This is a genomic window from Clostridium sp. CM037, assembly GCF_055081095.1.
In genome coordinates this window covers 1,346,256-1,364,471 of record NZ_CM143650.1, presented here as the reverse complement: position 1 = coordinate 1,364,471, position 18,216 = coordinate 1,346,256, and the positions used below count along the sequence as shown (strand labels likewise).

Below are 18,216 nucleotides of genomic sequence, written 5' to 3'. Positions count from 1 at the left end.
TTATTATAGCGAGATATAATAAGGAGGATTTGAATGATTACTGCTGCTTTACTAGGTAATCCTAATGTTGGCAAAACAACTCTATTTAATGCACTTACAGGTTCTAACCAATACGTAGGTAATTGGGCTGGAGTGACCGTAGAAAAAAAAGAAGGCTTTATAGCTAATAAAATTAAAATTGTTGACTTGCCTGGTATTTATGCCATGGACACTTATTCAAACGAAGAAAAAGTTTCCAAGGAATTTTTGCAAAGCAGTAACGTAGATGTAATTGTAAATATTGTTGATGCATCGAGCCTTGATAGAAATTTATACCTTACAACTCAATTAAAACAATTTAACAAACCGATAATTTTAGTATTAAACATGATAGACGTAGCAATATCTAAGGGAATAGACATTAATTTAAAACTTTTAGAACAAAAACTAGGGGTAAAAATAATACCTATAGTAGCTTCAAAAGGTAAAGGTATTTCTGATGTTCGCGATTGCCTCCTCAAAAAGGATTATATTACCACTTCTACAAACAGTCTAAAATTTAAAGATGAAAAAGAAACTTATGATTACATTGAATGTTTATTAAAATCAATTACTAATAAAAACACTGATAATAAAGCTTCTATTACAGAAAAAATAGATAAAATTGTGCTTAATAGAATACTTGCTTATCCGCTATTTTTCGGAAGTTTATTTTTAATTTTTATGTTTACATTTACATGGGTTGGACAACCTTTAGCTGATCTTCTAGATAGTTTGCTTAATGATTTTTTCGTTCCATTTTTACGTATTGTACTTGCGAGTAACAGCGCTTGGTTTTCTTCTCTACTAATTGATGGTATCGTAGGCGGAGTTGGTTCCGTAATAGTATTTTTACCGGTTATATTGACATTATTCTTAGGTATCTCATTTTTAGAAGACAGTGGATACATGGCAAGAGCTGCTTTTATAATGGATAAGTTAATGAGAAAAATGGGCTTATCAGGTAAAGCTTTTATTCCTTTAATTGTTGGTTTCGGTTGCTCTGTTCCAGCTATAATGTCTGCTAGAACTCTAGAGAGTGATAAAGACAGAAAATTAACAGCACTTTTAGTTCCTCTTATGTCCTGCAATGCCAGGCTTCCAGTTTATGCATTGTTTGCATCAATATTTTTTCCTGGAAGAGAAACCTTCATGGTATTTTCATTATACTTACTAGGTATTGGTTTAGCCTTTGGAATTGGCCTACTATTTAAAAATACTTTATTCAAAAAGGATGAAGAACCTTTTATTATAGAATTACCTGTATATAAATTACCAGAACCAAAGAGCTTATTAATACACACTTGGCAAAAAGGTAAAGGCTTCTTAAAGAAAGCCGGCACTATAATTTTCTCAATTTCCGTAATAATATGGTTTTTATCAAATTTCAATACTACAGGTATGGTTGATATAAACATTAGCTTTTTAGCTTCAATAGGAAAATTTATAAATCCAGTATTTATACCACTTGGATTTGCTTCATGGCAAAATTCGGTAGCACTTTTAACTGGTCTTATGGCTAAGGAAGTAGTTGTAGGTACAATGGGTGTTATATATGGAGGTAATTTAAAACATATTTTAGCTAATTATTTTACGCCACTATCGGCTTATAGTTTCTTAGTTTTCGTATTATTATATACTCCCTGTGTATCGGTAATCGCAACTATGAAAAAGGAATATGGAAATAAAATGGCAATTTTTTCTTTAACATATCAATTGCTATTAGCTTGGATAGTTTCTTTTATAATATTTAATGTAGGTAGTATTATAATTGGATAATAAAAAATTTATAGCATAAAATATATAGTATAAAATATAAAGAGGTGATGCTAGCGTGGAATTTATTATTGTTGGTGTGATTATAGTTGTAGCTGGATATATCTTGTATTCTAATATAAAAAAGCAAGCAAGTGGTGATTGTGGTTGTGGAAATGGCTGTAAAGGCTGTAGCCATAGTTGTGAGATAAAGCCCCCCAATAAAATTCAATAAAAAAAGCAGTGGTATAGTACATTTTTGTACTATACCACTGTTTTTTTTAATCTTAACTCTGCACTATTTTGCTAATATAGATAACCTGGTACTCACCATTTTTAGTGGTTCATTAGTGGTTCTATTACTTTTCAAAAAAGCCATTTGTTTTTTAGCTAATTTTTCTTTTCTCTTAAGATCCAAATCATTTTCAATAATATCAACTACATTGAAAATTTTAGGCAAATTCACAACATCCTCATAATTATGAAGCATAAGAATTTCCTTAGACTTTTCATCATGTTTTACTAGGTATTCATTATATAGTTCAACCCACATAGCCCCATTTATTTCATCTTTTCTGTTAATACCAGTGAACTGCTCTACACTTTTTAAACTGCAATTTTTAATTCCCATTTTTTTATGAAAAGGTCTTATAATCCTAAATAAATCTATATGTTCCCTTGGCATTCTAAACCCAAGATTATATCTGTACATCTTTCTAATTATGAAGGGCTCATCAAAGGCTGTTCCATTATAAGAACACCATCTTTTAAAATTACCCATCGCTTTCTTAAGTTCTTTCAAAAGACTCTCCTCGTCGCTTGGCGCCTCCGCAAAATATTGAACGATTTCAAATTCATCTTTGTTTAAGTAATACCCTAAAGATATCAATACTATTTTATCATATTCCATATCGAACCCTGTAGCTTCAATATCTAAATACGCAATAGTGTCCATCTTATATTTGGTGAAAATTTCGTTAGGCAAAATAACCTTAATTTTGTATTTTTTGATAAACATAGTTCCCCCTAATCTATAAAAAAAGAAAAGTATCTATTACAACAAATGTGTTTTTTATTTGCTAAATAATTCTAAACAAGTTTTACATTTTTCTATAATCTAATAATACATTAAAAACAGCGTTATTGCAAATAATTGCAATAACGCAAATCCAAAGGAATACCGAGTATATGCTACATTCTGTCTACAACTTCTATCCCTATAAGGTTTAACGCGTTCTTGATTACTTGGCAAGTAGATTCTACCATTTTAATTTTTGCTTTTTTATTCGATTCATCTTCTAAATTTGATATATTGTGCTGATTATAAAATTTATTAAATGCCTTTGCTACCTCAATAACATATCTTGTAACCATAGATGGTTCTAATTTATCAATAGCAGCCATAATTGCACTTTGGAAACCTTCTAACTGCTTAACAAGTTCAAATTCTTCTTTAGAATTTAATTTATTATAATCAGGTTCTACATTAGTTCTAACTTCATTAGTTTCAGGTTTATTGCTATTTTCTCCAACTTTTCTTAATATGCTTTTTGCTCTTGCATAAGTATATTGCACATAAGGACCTGTTTCTCCATCAAAGCTAAGCATTTCTTCCCAATTGAAGACAATATCTCTTTCTCTATGATTTTTTAAATAAGTGAATACAATAGCACCTATTCCTACTTTTTTAGCTACATCTTCTTTGTTTTCAAGCTCTGGATTTTTTTCATTTATTACTTCAAGAGTTTTAACCACTGCTTGATCTAATAATTCATCTAAGAAAATAACATCGCCTTTTCTTGTAGATAATTTTTTATCTGCAAATCTTACTGTGCCAAAAGGTACATGCACACAATCATCTGCCCACTCATTGCCCATAAGCTTTAAAGTAGTAAATACTTGTTTAAAATGAAGAGCTTGATCTTTTCCAACTACATAAATATTTTTATGAAAATCATAAGTCTTCTTTCTGTAAGTTGCTGCAGCTAAATCACGAGTAGCATAAATTGTAGCACCGTCTGATTTTTTAATTATGCAAGGTGGTATATTGTACTCATCGAGCATTACAACTTTAGCTCCATTACTGTCTACAAGTAGGCCCTTTGAATCTATGTCTTTTATTATGTCATCCATTTTATCACAGTAAAAACTTTCCCCAGCATAAGAATCAAATTCAACATTTAAAGTTTTGTAAAGTTTCTTAAACTCTACTAGGCTTAAGTCTCTAAATTTAGTCCAAAGCTTAACTTCATCAACGCAACCGTCTTCTAATTTCCTAAAATACATTTTTGCTTCATCATTAAGTGTTGGGTCAATATCAGCCTCTTCATGGAATTTCACATAAATTCTTAATAATTCATTAATAGGCTCTTTTTCTAATGCATCTTCGTCTACCCAGTTTCTATAGGCGTAAATAAGCTTACCAAATTGTGTTCCCCAATCCCCGAGATGATTAATTCCAGTACAATTATATCCTTCAAAAGAAAGTATCTTATATAAAGAGTTACCTATAACTGTAGTGAATAAATGTCCTACGTGAAATGGCTTTGCTATATTAGGTGATGAATACTCTACTATCATATTCTTACCTTCACCTATTTTAGATGAACCATAGCTTTCTCCCTCTTCTAATATTTTTTCTATAGTATTTTTAATAAATACTCCTTTGTCTAGGAAGAAATTTAAGTAAGGACCAAAGCACTCTATTTTTTCAAAACCCTCATTTTCAATTTTTCCTTTTAGGTCATTAGCTATCATATTAGGCGCTTTTTTCATAGTTTTTGCTAATTGAAAACACGGAAAAGCAAACTCTCCCATTTCAGGTCTTGGGGGTATTTCAATTAACTTCTCTATTGTTTCTACATCTAGCTCCACCAATTGTTTAATTCTTTCTGCAACTATTTTTTTATAATCCATAAAAATTCCCTCCTGTATTGCTCTGCGGTAGATAACAATTGTTATCCCTCCTGCGCTGCATTTCACTTGATACACTTATTAAGTGTAATCCTAATTTCAAAATCCATATATATTGTAATATAACAAAAACCCATCTCTAAATAAAGAGACGGGTTATACTTCCGCTGTACCACTCTAGTTGACTATAAAGTCCACTCAATGTGTTAACGCTACTCGCGGCTTACCCTATAAGAGTCAAAAATACTTTTAACTAGTTCAGGCAGCTTCTCCAAGGTTCTCTTCCTAAAATTAATTTAATACTAATTTTGTTAAATAGTTGCCCACTTAACTTCCTATACCTTACAAGGCTTACACTCTACCCTTGCTCGCTTTAAGATTAATAAGAAAGTACTGTCCTTTTCATGGAATTTAATGATTATATGATTATATAATTACTCAATAATAACTTAAATTATATCACTACAGTACATATTTGTCAATTTTTTTACAATTTGTTTTTATATTATATGATTGATTTATGATAATGTCTTACTATACCACATTTGATTATGTCCCAAATATGAAAACATTGTATAATAAACCTCATGACTAGAAATGAGGTGCCGATAATGAGAAAGGTGAATTTAACTATGGAAGAAATAGATAAGTACTCTACTATAAAAAAATTAGTAGAAACAGATGGAAATAAAAAGCGAGCAGCTATAGCTCTCAATTGTTCAGTTAGGCATATTAACAGAATGGTTAAGGGATATAAAGAAAGTGGAAAGGAATTCTTTATTCATGGTAATCGAGGGCGGAAGCCCTCACATGCCCTCACTGTTAATACAAAGCAGTTAATCCTGGATTTATACCGTACCAAATACTCTGAAGCCAATTTTACTCACTTTTCTGAATTACTAAAAAAACATCACAATATAACGGTTTCTACTAGCACTATTCACTCTATCCTTATACAGGATTTCATCCTGTCCCCTAAGGCGAAGCGTGCTACAAGAAAAAGGATCAAGGCAGAATTAAAAGAACTACAAAAAACAACTAATTCTATTAAAGAAATTGCTGAAATTCAAAGTTCCATAATTGCTGCCGAGGATGCACATCCTAGACGTCCAAGATGTGCTTATACAGGTGAAATGCTTCAAATGGATGCTTCGGTACATCTTTGGTTCGGTAATGAAAAAAGTCAGTTGCATATCGCTGTAGATGATGCCACTGGCGCTATTATGGGGGCTTATTTCGATCCACAGGAAACTTTAAACGGATACTATCATGTACTACACCAAGTGCTTACTGACTATGGTATTCCCTACATGTTATTCACTGATAGACGTACTGTATTTGAATATAAACAAAAAAAATCCCCTTCAGTTGAAGAGGACACATTTACACAGTTTAGCTATGCGTGTAAACAATTGGGTATAGAAATTAGAACCAGTAGTGTTGCACAAGCCAAGGGACGCGTAGAAAGAATGTTTCAGACGTTACAATCACGCCTCCCCTTGGAAATGCGACTAGCTGGTATAAACACAATTGAGCAAGCAAACGAATTCTTAAACTCCTACATAAAAGAATTCAATGCTCAGTTTGCATTACCTGTTGATGATATCAAATCTGTCTTTGAAATGCAACCAGATAATGAAAAAATCAACTTAACTCTTGCCGTATTGACTAGTAGGAAGGTAGATAACGGAAGCTGTATCAAATTTAAAAAGAATTACTATTTACCTATAGATTCCAATGGTCATCCTGTACATTATCGCAAAGGAACATCTGGAATGGTAATTCAGGCATTTAGTGACGAGATTTTCTTGTGTGTAGATGAAAAGGTTTATGCGCTAGATTTATTACCAGGGCATAAACTTTCCTCTAAGAACTTTGATTTAGTTGTTCCAAATGACCAACCTAGAAAACGCTACATACCACCAATGAGTCATCCTTGGAAACAAGATTCTTTTGAGCGGTATCTAAATAAACAGGCTCACCGCAGCGATAATGTAGCATAGGAACACTAAAAATCTGTTCATTTTAGATCTTTGAAAAAGACAATCTTCTAAGGTTTATTAAGTGAACCCAAAACATATCTCAATAATAGATTAAGAAACTGGCCAATGGAAGCAAAAGCTAATAAAATCAAATTGACAAAAATAACTGGATTCCCATTCACTAGCTACGCTAATATAAATGGAAGGATTCTTGCATACCCTCAAAAACAATTTTTCAGTTTTAATGACATTTCAGAAGGAGATGCTTTAATGCATCAAAAATTATAAGCCTACGGCTAAAAGATATTTAGGAAAGATTTTAGGAGAAATTTCAAAGTAACTAAATAATCTTATATCCAGTTTGCACAACATGCATTAGGTAATCAAAATCAATGTAAAAGCACCAGAAAAACTGGTGCTAATGTTTTAAATATTTTGGGACATTTTCAAAAATGCTTGACATTTTTTTACAATTTGTTTTTATATTATTAAATCTTAATATACTCAGAGAATTTTTTCAAATCAGTAATTGGCTCTTTGCAAGTAAAATTCTCACAAATATAGGCAGTAGTCTTTCCCTGCAAAGGTTTATGTGCTCTTAACTCATTATTAATAGAATTTAACCTTTCATCGCCAGTGTTTATTACTACTGTAGCAAATGGGAGGTAATTACTATTAATCTCTTTAATCATAGCTTTAGTAACACTACCCTGCCCCTCTCCTGCGATAATAATATCCTTTCCTGGTATCTTGCTATATAATAGTGCCGTCATAAAATAAGCATGAGCACTTTCTATAGTTTTAACCTTTGAAGCAAAAGCCTCAAATTGCCCGTATGCCTCATTTTCTAATTCACTATTACCACTTAATCTAGCAAGCCTTAACATATTTAAAGTAGCCACTGAATTACCTGATGGCATAGCACCATCATATATATCTTTTGGCCTAACAATTAGTTCTTCTCCGTCAACTCCATATAAAAACAATCCACCTTGCTCTTCATCTTTAAACAACTTAAGCATATTTTCATTAAACGCTATTGCTCTAGCTAAGTATTTCACATTAAAAGTAGCTTCATATAACTCAATTAGAGCATGCACAAGGAAGGCGTAATCCTCTAAATAGCCTAAATGGGCTATTTCGCCTTCTCTGTATCTAGCCATTAATCTTCCTTTTTCATTAATCATGTTACTTAAAATAAAATCCATAGCCTTTTCTGCCTGGGTAATATAATCGCTATTTTCAAAAACTCTTCCACCATAAGCGAGCGCCGCAATCATAAGTCCATTCCAGGAAGTTAATATCTTGTCATCCTTATATGGATGAATTCTTTTTTCCCTATATTCAAATAACTTTTGTCTCATCTCTTCTAATTTGCGTTCTATTTCTTCATCCATCTTAGAGCTACTTTTTTTGCCAATAAGATTTGGAATATTCCTACCTTCAAAATTACCTTCAACCGTTATATTGTAGCGTTTACAATAGGTTTCATAAGGCTCCTCACCTAAAACTAAACCTATTTCCTTTAATGTTAATAAATAATATGTGCCTTCTTCTCCCTCACTATCTGCATCCTCTGCTGAGTAAAAGCCACCCTCTGGAGAGGTCATATCCCTTAAGATATAAATAAATATTTTTTCAGCTACTTGTTTGTAGAATACTTTGCCTGTAGCTTCAAAAGCCTCAATATATACTGTAGCTAAAAGTGCATTATCATATAACATTTTTTCGAAGTGAGGTATGAGCCATTTCCCATCTGTGGAATACCTTGAGAATCCAAACCCTATATGGTCGAAAATCCCGCCCTCATACATAGCTTCCAAAGTTTTTTCTACCATCTCTAATGCTTTAGGCTCATTATAATTTCTCCAGTATTTCAATAAAAATTGCAAGTTATGAGGCGCTGGAAATTTTGGAGACCTTCCAAATCCACCATAATCACAATCAAATACACCCTTGAAGCTATTATATGCATTATGTATTTCATCCTCGCCTATTCCTTCTCCTAGTTCTACTAGATTAACCTTTTTATTAATGCTTTTTATATGCTCTACTATTTTTTCACTAGATGCTACAATATTCTCTCTTTCTTCATTCCACTGCTGTGCGATAGAATTCAGTACCTCCTTTATGCCTGGCATTCTATGTCTACTTTCCCTTGGAAAATATGTACCAGCATAAAATGGGTTTTTATCTGGTGTCATAAAAATAGTTAAGGGCCATCCACCACTTCCAGTTAAAGTTTGGCATACGGTCATATAAATACTGTCTATATCTGGGCGTTCCTCTCTATCTACTTTTATTGATACAAAGTATTTATTTAAAATAGCTGCTACTTCTTCATTTTCAAAAGATTCTTTCTCCATTACATGACACCAATGACAAGTAGAATATCCACTTGAAAGAAATATTGGTTTATCTTCTGCTTTAGCTTTGGCAAAGGCGTCTTCACCCCAGGGTTTCCAATTTACTGGGTTATATGCATGTTGCAGAAGGTATGGAGACTTTTCATTAATTAATCTGTTAGGTTTTCTGTTTTGTTTAATAGTGCCTAGTTTAGTCATGGCTACAACAACTCCTATCAAATATGTATTAACGATATTATGCCCAATGTAACTACTTTAAGTCCATAAAAATAAAGAAGCAACATAACCTTGTTACTTCTTTATTTAATTCCTTAAATTTAACTCTTACATAACAATCTTAAATAGAACTTCGCCATATTGAATCATTGATTGATTTTTAACACATATTTCACTAACATATCCACATACACAAGATTTTATTTGAATAAACAAGTTTAGATATTCTATAACGCACAATAAATCACCTATTTCAACCATTTGTCCTAGAGTAACAAATGATTGATGGCTTTCATTATCTATGATTTTTACAATTCCAACATACTTTGATTTTATTAAATAAATATCTTTATTTTTTATAGTGCATGCAATTTCATCATTTATGTTATGTTTTTTTTGCATTGCAAGTTTTAAACTTATGTTACTATCTTTATATTCTAAATATGAAATTGATGACTGTTCCATTTGATTAATAATTTTTTTTAATATATTAATGTCCATTTTGATTTAACTCCTGTTATTGATTCATAATTTTCAAAAATTTCTTTAAATACAATAGCCATACTCCAGCCATCCATTAATATATGATGATCACTCAATATAAGACGGTAAGATATTTCATCAAGTTTAAATAATTTTATCCTCATAAGAGGCCCTGCTTGTAAATTAAAACATTCTTTTTTACCTTTTATACAATACTTATCAATTATCCTATTTTTTTCATCAAAAGTGTTATCAGTTGAAATATCTTCAAATTTAAAATTTATTTGTGTATTTTCAGACTTTTTGACAATTCGACGTGGTTCTTGTAGATTTTCATACATAAATACTGTTCTAAAAATATCACAATTTTTAATAAGCATACAATATGCCTTTTTTAATGCTTCAACATCAATTTCCCCCTGAAGAGTTATATAATTTTGCTCAAAGTAACTAATTCCTTTACAAATGTTTTCGTATGCCTCTATGAAATTTTTAAATATTATGCGCCAAGACACACCGTCTACAATCAAATGATGCATAGCTATCATTAAATGATCGCCTCTCTTGGTTTTTATTACAGCAAGATGTATTAACTCTGATGATAAATTAATTTTTTGATGAATACTTCAACAATTTCACCTATAAGTTGTTCCTCATTAACTTCATCAAATACTTTAAACTCTTCTATTATAAAATAATCATCTTCAACTTCTCCAATAACTTGCTTAACGCCTTCATTTCATGTTGAAAATCTTGCTCTCAACATATCATGTTGACTCACTATATATTTAAATGATTTTCTTACTAAATCTAATTTAAAGCATTCTTCTCTGAAAACCATAATAGCTTGATTAAAGTACAATCTTGAATCATAAGTATCAACGAAACGTTTTTGAACTGGTGATAAATCTACCTCCCCAGTTACAACATCATATTTTTTTTGATTAACACCTTCAAGTTTTAAAACTTTATCTTCTATTTCTTGAGTCTCAATTCTAAAGCCTCATATTTTCACCTGATAATCACGTCTTCCTAGAAAATAAATATCCCAATTCTCACAAATGTTGAGTTATTTTCAAAGTCTGCAAATACAGGTACATATCTACCAGTGTTAGATTTAACTCCTATAAAAACATTAGAATTATTGTACTTATTTAATACAATTGAAACTATAGCTGAAAAAAACCTTAATATATTACCCATACCTCTTTTCTCTGCTCTCTACTATATTTATCATTGACATATCCCCTTTTAAATTTTTATAAAATATATTATTTCTTAAGAACTAGTTTATAAAATCCAACTACTGTTTTTGCTATATCCTTATATTTTTTGTGATGAATATAATGGTCACAATCACTATAAACAACCTTGCTTTTCAGACTAAAATAGCTCTCTAAATCACTTTGAACAGCCTCCCAATTTTCATATCCGTTATTTACAGAACTAAAACTGATTAAATCAATTTCCGTAGGTCTTATACCTGATTTAATTTTCTCTCCATTTCTATTCAACATATCAATTTCTCTTTTCATTTCATTGCTTCCAGCATTTTTATTTGCCATTTGTATTTTTCTATCCTGTACTTCTTTTGGTAGCCCATCTATATCCACGAAAATTTTATTTGCTAAAGATGTATAACGCATTTTTTTCATTAAATCTGAAGTAATTCACCCATTAATTAAATTGCTGCTAATTAACTTTTTAAATATGTACTAGTAAAAATTATTAACGTACTGAATTAATTTAAAATATGCCATATATTTTAATTCATTTTGGAAAGTAAAGTATTATTTATATCTTCTATGATATCGTCTTCATAATCGTTTATAAAAAAATACCACTGTTAAACTTTTTGAATCTAAAATTTGAAGTTACAAGTTCTTCCCATACGTTGGCTTCATCTATACTCATACTCTCATCCTTAGTTCCTACCGATACTGTCATATCACTCTCTATTTTTTTCCTTTTTTTATATAATTATATGTGTCTCCGATTTTAAAATCCGCCCTTAAAATAGAAAAAAAATCCATTATTTCATTATTTATAAAATTTCATTTGATGTAGTTAGTTCATATTTTAATATTAATTCTTTAAATCTATCTAATGGTAGTTTATAACTATCCCTGTTTTCTATATTCAAGCTTGTCTTTTGATATCTCAAAACTATCTAGCGGAATAGATAAACTCATTCTCCTGAATGAGATATATTAAAATATATCTCTTTATTATTTATGGCTTACCATAATTATTTTAAAAAAACTTAAGGTCTTTATTGGAAACACCTAATATACTACACATTTTTGTTCTTATTATCATTTCTCCAATTGATGTCCTAAATAAATCTTCTTTATATTTAAAGCTACCTTTTAAGTACTCTTTCTTTTATAATGAGTGATATTATGACTGAAACTAAAAGTCTATTTCTAATCTAAATCTTATGTAACTTATGTTTTTTAGAAAATTCTCATCTGATTACACTTTTATGTTTCGACCTAATAATTCTATTAATTTCAAATTATAAACTTCTTTCTAAGAATATAACATATTATATCAAAATTTGCAAATTAAATTGAATATAATACATATTTGCCTATAATTATACATAAGCATCAGCAACCATACCTTTTTTATTCCTTATACATGAATTATGCAATCGATGTTTTGAAGTTATGGAAGATATTTAGCATATGATACTGATCCAGCTTCAATTTTTTTGATTACCTCAAAAAAATAAAGAGTGGATTTTAACCCTAAATATAGGATAAAATCCACTCTTTATAAAAGAAGTATAATAATTTTTTAATATGTAATTAGGTTGCAAATCTATACGCTTATTTTTCTTATAGCTTTCGAACTTCTGTGCCTGCACTAAGCTACTAACAACAGAGATACGGTTTTTTTTTATAAAAATTGTATGTAAACAATACAGTTATAACCAACATACCCGATAAAATCTTTATTACCACAACTTTAAAATCATCCATATTACTTGATAAAATCATTGTATTAAACATTCCATGCATGATAGCCGCTGCAAATATAGATTCTGACTTTTCACGAATATAAGTAATAATTATAGATATAACAAACATTTGTATAAAATTAATAATTGCCCCTTTAATCGAATTATTGGGATACTTATACCATATGCTAACAGGAGTATGCCACACTGCCCATATAAAGCCTATAAGTAATGATGATTTAATCATACCTATATGTTTCAACTCATTAAACAAAAAACCTCTCCACGCTAATTCTTCTATTAATGCTGAAACAGCTGAAATAGACAGACCAATTATTATATTTATTATAAATGTTTTTTTCGAAAAAATTATGTTGTTAAACTGGATAATACTAATTACATTAATAACCAATGCCATTAACATAGGTAATAATATTGAAAATAAAAACCAAGAATTAGGTCTAAAAGAAATGCCAAGACAACCTTTTAATTTCTGTTTGAAGATAAATTTTTGTACAATAATAACTGAGATAAAAGGTAGAATCATTGGTACTCCTAATAAATCGACAGCAATCGGACTTGATTTCCCTCCAATAACCTGAAGTATTAAATAAAATAAAAGTGTAATAATATATGTCAACATTACAAAGTACAATACTTTTTTAGTCCTCCTACTCATTGACAACACCTCCTTCTATGTTTGGATAGTGTAAACACTATCTTTGTTTTATATATTTAAATCCTTGCTATTCTTCACAATAATCTACACTTGCGAAGCAACTCTTATGAAGATTATAACATTATTTTACCACGGGCAAAATAGACACGGTCTTTTTTGTACCGTAATCAAATCGGTACATCCACCTTAAGGAGTAGTAACCTCTTCGTTTGCAATGATATCCCATGCTTATCATAACTCAATTGTATTTATGTTACATTAAGCATATCTAAATTTCAATGAGATAATATAGACTACCTCTTCTATTTTTTTACTTTTAGTATCGTTTTTAATCAATCTACGTATTATATACTAAATAATCTAAGGAGCGATGTTATGCCAAATATAGAAACAAAGTATCATCCTGAAGATTGGTGTGTCGAAAAAGACGATTGTGAAGACCAGTGTGATTTTGAAGAAAAACATGATGATATAGTCGACGTTAAAGACCAGTGTGATTTTGAAAAAAAACTTGATGACAATATCGATGATAGAGATCATTGTGATTTTGAAAAAAAACTTAATGACAATATCGATGATAAAGATCATTGTGATTTCGAAAAAAAACTTAATGACAATATCGATGATAAAGATCATTGTGATTTCGAAAAAAAACTTAATGACAATATCGATGATAAAGATCATTGTGATTTCGAAAAAAAACTTAATGACAATATCGATGATAAAGATCATTGTGATTCCGAAAAAAAACAATTTCATGTCCATGAGTTTGAAGGTAGCACTACAATAGCTGAATTAGAGGAAACACCTCCTAATCATAGATTTGCTGGAGTATCCAGTCCTGCAATATCTGTTTCAGGTGGACATATTCATAAAGTTAAGTCAAGAACAGATTGTTTTGATCACTTACATTATTTCAAAGCAACTTCTGGCCTTCAGATACCTGTTGGTAATGGAAAACATGTTCATTTAGTAAAAATCACTACATCCGTAAATGATTTCCATTCCCATAAATTAATATTTGTTACACTTATAGACTCCCCAATACTCGAAGAAAAAAATAGTATAAATACTCCTTTTTAGTCACAAAATACTAGAAATTCAATACTATGTATTGAGCAATAAAAAGCTTAAATTAAAAATAAGGAGTCTTTATATATGGCAGCACTAACTTTAGATTTTGGAAGCCCTAAAACTGCTTCTGTTCAAGAAATACAGCTTACTGGTAAGATTGGTACTGATTCTCCAACCTATGCAGTAACTATAACTTTGGATGTTCTAGATAATATTACTACTCCGCTTACGCCTACTCATAGATATTTTTATGTAACAAAGGAGTATCTTGCTGGTGCAGACTTCTCGACTACACCCGACGAAGTATATATGGCAATTACCCCCAGACTAACAGCTAATGAGCTTTTATCAACACCAAAGCCAGTGACATTATTAATCTCTGGAGATGGTGGATCTTTTGAAGGAGCTATGATTCCAATAGCATAATAATAAACACAAACAAAGCCTTGGCAGGCTTTGTTTCAGACCGTTGACAAACATAAAATGTAAAACACTCTAATTTAAAATTGGAGTGTTTTTTTCATATTCAAAAAGGATTTTAGGACATCAATGTCGAATATATATAGTATACAAACTTTATAATTCGGAGGGCATTATTATGATTAATGAAAAAAACTTCACACAACAAAAACTAGAAATGGTGTATTTAGAAGATTTAGTTCCTAAAGACCATATTTTGAGAAATATAGATAAATACATGGATTTCTCTTTTATAAGAGAACTGACTAAAAAATATTACTGCTTAGATAATGGAAGACCTGGCGTAGATCCCATTCTACTTTTTAAAATGCTGTTTATTGGGTACTTATTTGGAATAAAATCTGAACGACAACTTGTAAAGGAAATTGAAGTAAATGTGGCTTATAGATGGTTCCTAGGGCTAAGTCTTACTGATACTATTCCAGATCATTCAACAATTAGCCAAAATAGACGTAGACGATTTAAAGGAACAGATGTGTTTCAAAAAATATTTGACGAAGTAGTATTTAAGGCTATAAATCTTAAGATGGTAACCGGTAAAATACTTTACACAGATTCTACACACCTAAAAGCAAATGCTAATAAGCGAAAGCTTGTGAAAATTGAAGTTGAAAAAACGCCGAAAGAATATGTAGCTGAACTTAATAAAGCAGTGGAAGAAGATAGAATAAACCATGGTAAAAAACCTTTAAAAGAAAAAGAACCTGTTACCAAAATAAAAGAAACTAAAGTTAGCACAACCGACCCCGACAGTGGATATATGATGAGAGATGGCAAGCCGGAAGGCTTCTCATATTTAGATCACAGAACTGTCGATAGCAGACATAATATAATTACTGATGTGTATGTTACTCCTGGAAACATAAATGATGTTGATCCTTATATCGATAGATTAGATGTGCAAATAAAAAAGTTTAATTTTAATACAAAATATGTTGGTGCAGATGCTGGTTATGCTACAAATCTTATATGTAAAAAACTATATGAGAGGGAATTAAAATCTGTAATGGGATACCGTAGGTCTCCACATACAAAAGGAATGTACACAAAAAATAAATTCCAATATGTTAAAGAGCAGGACATTTACGTATGCCCTGACTTAAGGGCTTTACATTATAAAACAACAACAAGAGAAGGATATAAAGAATATGTTGGTAATGCAAAATATTGCGACATATGTCCAAACAGAGCTCAATGCTTTTCTGCAAAAAGCAAGTTTAAAACTATTAGAAGACATGTTTGGGAAACGTATAAAGAAGATGTTGTAAAGTTCACCAGAACAGATAAAGGCAGAAATATATATAGAAGAAGAAAAGAAACTATAGAGCGAAGCTTCGCAGATTCAAAACAACTGCATGGGCTTCGCTATTGCCATATGCGTGGATTAGAAAATGTGCAAGAGCAGTGTCTGCTTACAGCAGCAGTGCAGAATATGAAAAAGATAGCTAGCCTGCTATCTTTAAGGTTTTTTGATTTTCTAACTAAGAACATAGTTGTTATTTTAAATTTATCCATAACTCAAAATGCTATCGCATAATTGCATGTAAAAAGCCCAGTATAATAAAAAAATTATACTGGGTTTGTAAACAACCTGAAACAAAGCCTTGGCAGGCTTTGTTTGTGTTATAAGATAAGGAGTGTAACAACAGTGGAAAGTATTATAATACCATCAACTAAAAGTCTTACATTAACAAATAAAATTCCTACTGGAAACATAAATAAAGATTATATAACCGTAGGAAATGATGGAGTATATACTTATTCAAGCCTTTTATTTTTTGATATCTCCACAATACCAAATAATGCTGAAATAACCAATGCAGAAATTGTATTATTTAAAACTGATAACTTTTATAAAAATAAAAAAAAATGTATTAATATATATCCGCTTTTTGATTATTTTAGCAATTACACTACCTATAAAAATCCTCCGAAAGTTAACCATCTTATTGAAGGTAGCATATATCCCATAACTTCTAAAATATCAGTTACATCGAATCTCACTAAGATTGTTTCGCTATGGTTCAAGAATTCAAATTCAAACAAGGGTATAATTCTGTGTAAAAAAAATAATGATTTTATCACTAACTTTGGTTCGGCCATGTGTAATGATAGCAATTTAATTCCATTTATAAAAGTAATTTATTGTATAAAAAATACTATCGTAATACAAGAAAAACATACTAGTTGTAAAGATGAATGTAATCATAATATCGAAAATCATACTTCAATGAAGGTAATATATTATCCTTGTCCCTGCAATTGCAATTCTAATCCAAATCCTGGAATACCGACAACAAGACAGGTTAAAGTTACCGGAATAGTTGCACCAATGGCAATATATGAAGCAATTGTAAAACTGGCGGTAACTAGAAACGGTACTGGTCATGCTGATAATTATTATATTACTGATGAATACGATAATTCTTCAAGCAATACTCCACTTGCAATAGACAAAATTTATAATATTCCTGTTCTTCTAAAAGCAAATCCAGGAGATACTGAAAATGTAGATTTTTATGGAGCTTATAAAGGAAATTTAGAACTATTTCTGTGAACTACCACCACTTATAGAAGTGGTAGTAGCTCACAAATAATCCATTTCTAGATGATGTCAGCTATTAAACTAACAATTACATATTTACAATATATATGTAAATCGTGTACAGTAATACCTATTTACAACCTTTATTGTCCTTTATTCGTTCCTTTCCCTTTTCAGTAGCTGCAGTTTTTCTTTTCATTGTCTTTATATTATCAACATGACGGAAACGCATTGCTGACCAATCATCATCAATAGATACTTGAGATACTGGTTCAAATTCATATGGACTAAATATATCCCATGATTTTGTTCTATTAATATCTGATTTATACTTTTTAGAAGCTCCCTTTGGATAGCATAACCATAAGTGTCCATCATCTTCTAACGCTTGAATTGCTTTACCCGCATAATTTTTGGCTTGAGCGAAATCTCGAGCAAATATTTGTATAAATTTGTATTTACCTGCAATTTCTTCATGCACCTGCATTTCAATGTTTTCCATTATTTTTCTGTACTCATTTGGAGCATTTAAAATAAGAACTGGATTTTGATTAGTTAATCCTAATTTTTTAAAAATTGGATTCATAAAATATTCCTCCTTTTGATCTCTAGTGTACAATGTACTAAATCCCTTGTAACACCTTTGACGCGGGCGTTGTACTATAAAGGGTTATCTTTAATTCAATTAAAAATTTGTATATTGCTGATGACTTTGTTAGAATTGGGTTTCTAAACATTTA

17 protein-coding genes are annotated in these 18,216 nt (G+C 30.5%); 8 read left to right on the top strand and 9 right to left on the bottom strand.

The window, feature by feature from the left end; all coding sequences use genetic code 11:
- Positions 1-33 precede the first annotated feature (33 nt).
- Complete coding sequence (gene feoB / locus ACWJKP_RS06340) at positions 34-1,797, top strand: ferrous iron transport protein B (RefSeq protein WP_165414911.1); 1,764 nt, start codon at positions 34-36, stop codon at positions 1,795-1,797.
- A gap of 55 nt (positions 1,798-1,852) precedes the next feature.
- Entirely contained in the window at positions 1,853-2,008 is a 156-nt protein-coding gene (locus tag ACWJKP_RS06335; protein ID WP_165414910.1) for a FeoB-associated Cys-rich membrane protein, read from the top strand.
- Positions 2,009-2,071: 63 nt separating this feature from the next.
- Here the strand turns inward: ACWJKP_RS06335 and ACWJKP_RS06330 are convergent, their stop codons facing one another.
- Together ACWJKP_RS06330 and argS are read right to left on the bottom strand one after the other, a co-directional pair.
- Entirely contained in the window at positions 2,072-2,791 is a 720-nt protein-coding gene (locus tag ACWJKP_RS06330) for a ribonuclease H-like domain-containing protein (RefSeq protein ID WP_165414909.1), read from the bottom strand.
- A gap of 173 nt (positions 2,792-2,964) precedes the next feature.
- Positions 2,965-4,689, bottom strand: coding sequence for an arginine--tRNA ligase (gene argS, locus ACWJKP_RS06325; RefSeq protein ID WP_165414908.1), 1,725 nt, complete (start codon positions 4,687-4,689; stop codon positions 2,965-2,967).
- A 629-nt stretch (positions 4,690-5,318) separates the two neighbouring features.
- On the opposite strand from argS, the gene ACWJKP_RS06320 reads away from it, so the two are divergent.
- Both ACWJKP_RS06320 and ACWJKP_RS06315 read left to right on the top strand, forming a co-directional pair.
- The gene (locus tag ACWJKP_RS06320; RefSeq protein ID WP_462961669.1) at positions 5,319-6,689 is read left to right on the top strand and encodes an ISNCY family transposase; all 1,371 of its coding nucleotides are present in this window, start codon (positions 5,319-5,321) and stop codon (positions 6,687-6,689) included.
- 105 nt (positions 6,690-6,794) lie between these two features.
- A complete protein-coding gene (locus ACWJKP_RS06315) occupies positions 6,795-6,956 on the top strand; it encodes a hypothetical protein (RefSeq protein WP_165415094.1) in 162 nt (53 codons plus the stop codon).
- A 200-nt stretch (positions 6,957-7,156) separates the two neighbouring features.
- Here ACWJKP_RS06315 and ACWJKP_RS06310 read toward each other — a convergent pair whose 3' ends face one another.
- The 6 genes from ACWJKP_RS06310 to ACWJKP_RS06285 all read right to left on the bottom strand — a co-directional run bounded on the left by ACWJKP_RS06310 (position 7,157) and on the right by ACWJKP_RS06285 (position 13,377).
- A complete protein-coding gene (locus tag ACWJKP_RS06310; RefSeq protein WP_224579004.1) occupies positions 7,157-9,232 on the bottom strand; it encodes a thioredoxin domain-containing protein in 2,076 nt (691 codons plus the stop codon).
- A gap of 126 nt (positions 9,233-9,358) precedes the next feature.
- A complete protein-coding gene (locus ACWJKP_RS06305) occupies positions 9,359-9,751 on the bottom strand; it encodes an acetyl-CoA carboxylase biotin carboxyl carrier protein (protein WP_165414843.1) in 393 nt (130 codons plus the stop codon).
- The gene (locus tag ACWJKP_RS06300) at positions 9,733-10,344 is read right to left on the bottom strand and encodes a condensation domain-containing protein (RefSeq protein ID WP_224579215.1); all 612 of its coding nucleotides are present in this window, start codon (positions 10,342-10,344) and stop codon (positions 9,733-9,735) included. Before ACWJKP_RS06300 ends, ACWJKP_RS06305 begins: the two co-directional genes overlap by 19 nt.
- A 421-nt stretch (positions 10,345-10,765) precedes the next feature.
- Positions 10,766-10,936, bottom strand: coding sequence for a hypothetical protein (locus tag ACWJKP_RS06295; RefSeq protein WP_165414845.1), 171 nt, complete (start codon positions 10,934-10,936; stop codon positions 10,766-10,768).
- A 68-nt stretch (positions 10,937-11,004) separates the two neighbouring features.
- The gene (locus ACWJKP_RS06290; protein WP_165414846.1) at positions 11,005-11,388 is read right to left on the bottom strand and encodes a hypothetical protein; all 384 of its coding nucleotides are present in this window, start codon (positions 11,386-11,388) and stop codon (positions 11,005-11,007) included.
- 1,224 nt (positions 11,389-12,612) lie between these two features.
- Positions 12,613-13,377: a CPBP family intramembrane glutamic endopeptidase gene (locus ACWJKP_RS06285; RefSeq protein WP_165414847.1), complete on the bottom strand. Its 765-nt coding sequence runs from the start codon at positions 13,375-13,377 to the stop codon at positions 12,613-12,615.
- 714 nt (positions 13,378-14,091) lie between these two features.
- Between ACWJKP_RS06285 and ACWJKP_RS06280 the strand changes: the two genes are divergently transcribed.
- From ACWJKP_RS06280 to ACWJKP_RS06265, 4 genes are all read left to right on the top strand, one after another.
- On the top strand, positions 14,092-14,460 hold the full coding sequence (locus tag ACWJKP_RS06280) for a YmaF family protein (protein WP_224579217.1): 369 nt from the start codon (positions 14,092-14,094) through the stop codon (positions 14,458-14,460).
- Positions 14,461-14,535: 75 nt separating this feature from the next.
- The gene (locus ACWJKP_RS06275) at positions 14,536-14,877 is read left to right on the top strand and encodes a hypothetical protein (RefSeq protein WP_165414849.1); all 342 of its coding nucleotides are present in this window, start codon (positions 14,536-14,538) and stop codon (positions 14,875-14,877) included.
- 172 nt (positions 14,878-15,049) lie between these two features.
- Complete coding sequence (locus ACWJKP_RS06270; protein WP_224578694.1) at positions 15,050-16,468, top strand: IS1182 family transposase; 1,419 nt, start codon at positions 15,050-15,052, stop codon at positions 16,466-16,468.
- Positions 16,469-16,579: 111 nt separating this feature from the next.
- A complete protein-coding gene (locus tag ACWJKP_RS06265) occupies positions 16,580-17,488 on the top strand; it encodes a DNRLRE domain-containing protein (RefSeq protein ID WP_165414093.1) in 909 nt (302 codons plus the stop codon).
- Between the two features lie 118 nt (positions 17,489-17,606).
- Here the strand turns inward: ACWJKP_RS06265 and ACWJKP_RS06260 are convergent, their stop codons facing one another.
- Positions 17,607-18,062, bottom strand: coding sequence for a DUF3052 domain-containing protein (locus ACWJKP_RS06260; RefSeq protein WP_165414092.1), 456 nt, complete (start codon positions 18,060-18,062; stop codon positions 17,607-17,609).
- Between the last annotated feature and the right edge of the window lie 154 nt (positions 18,063-18,216).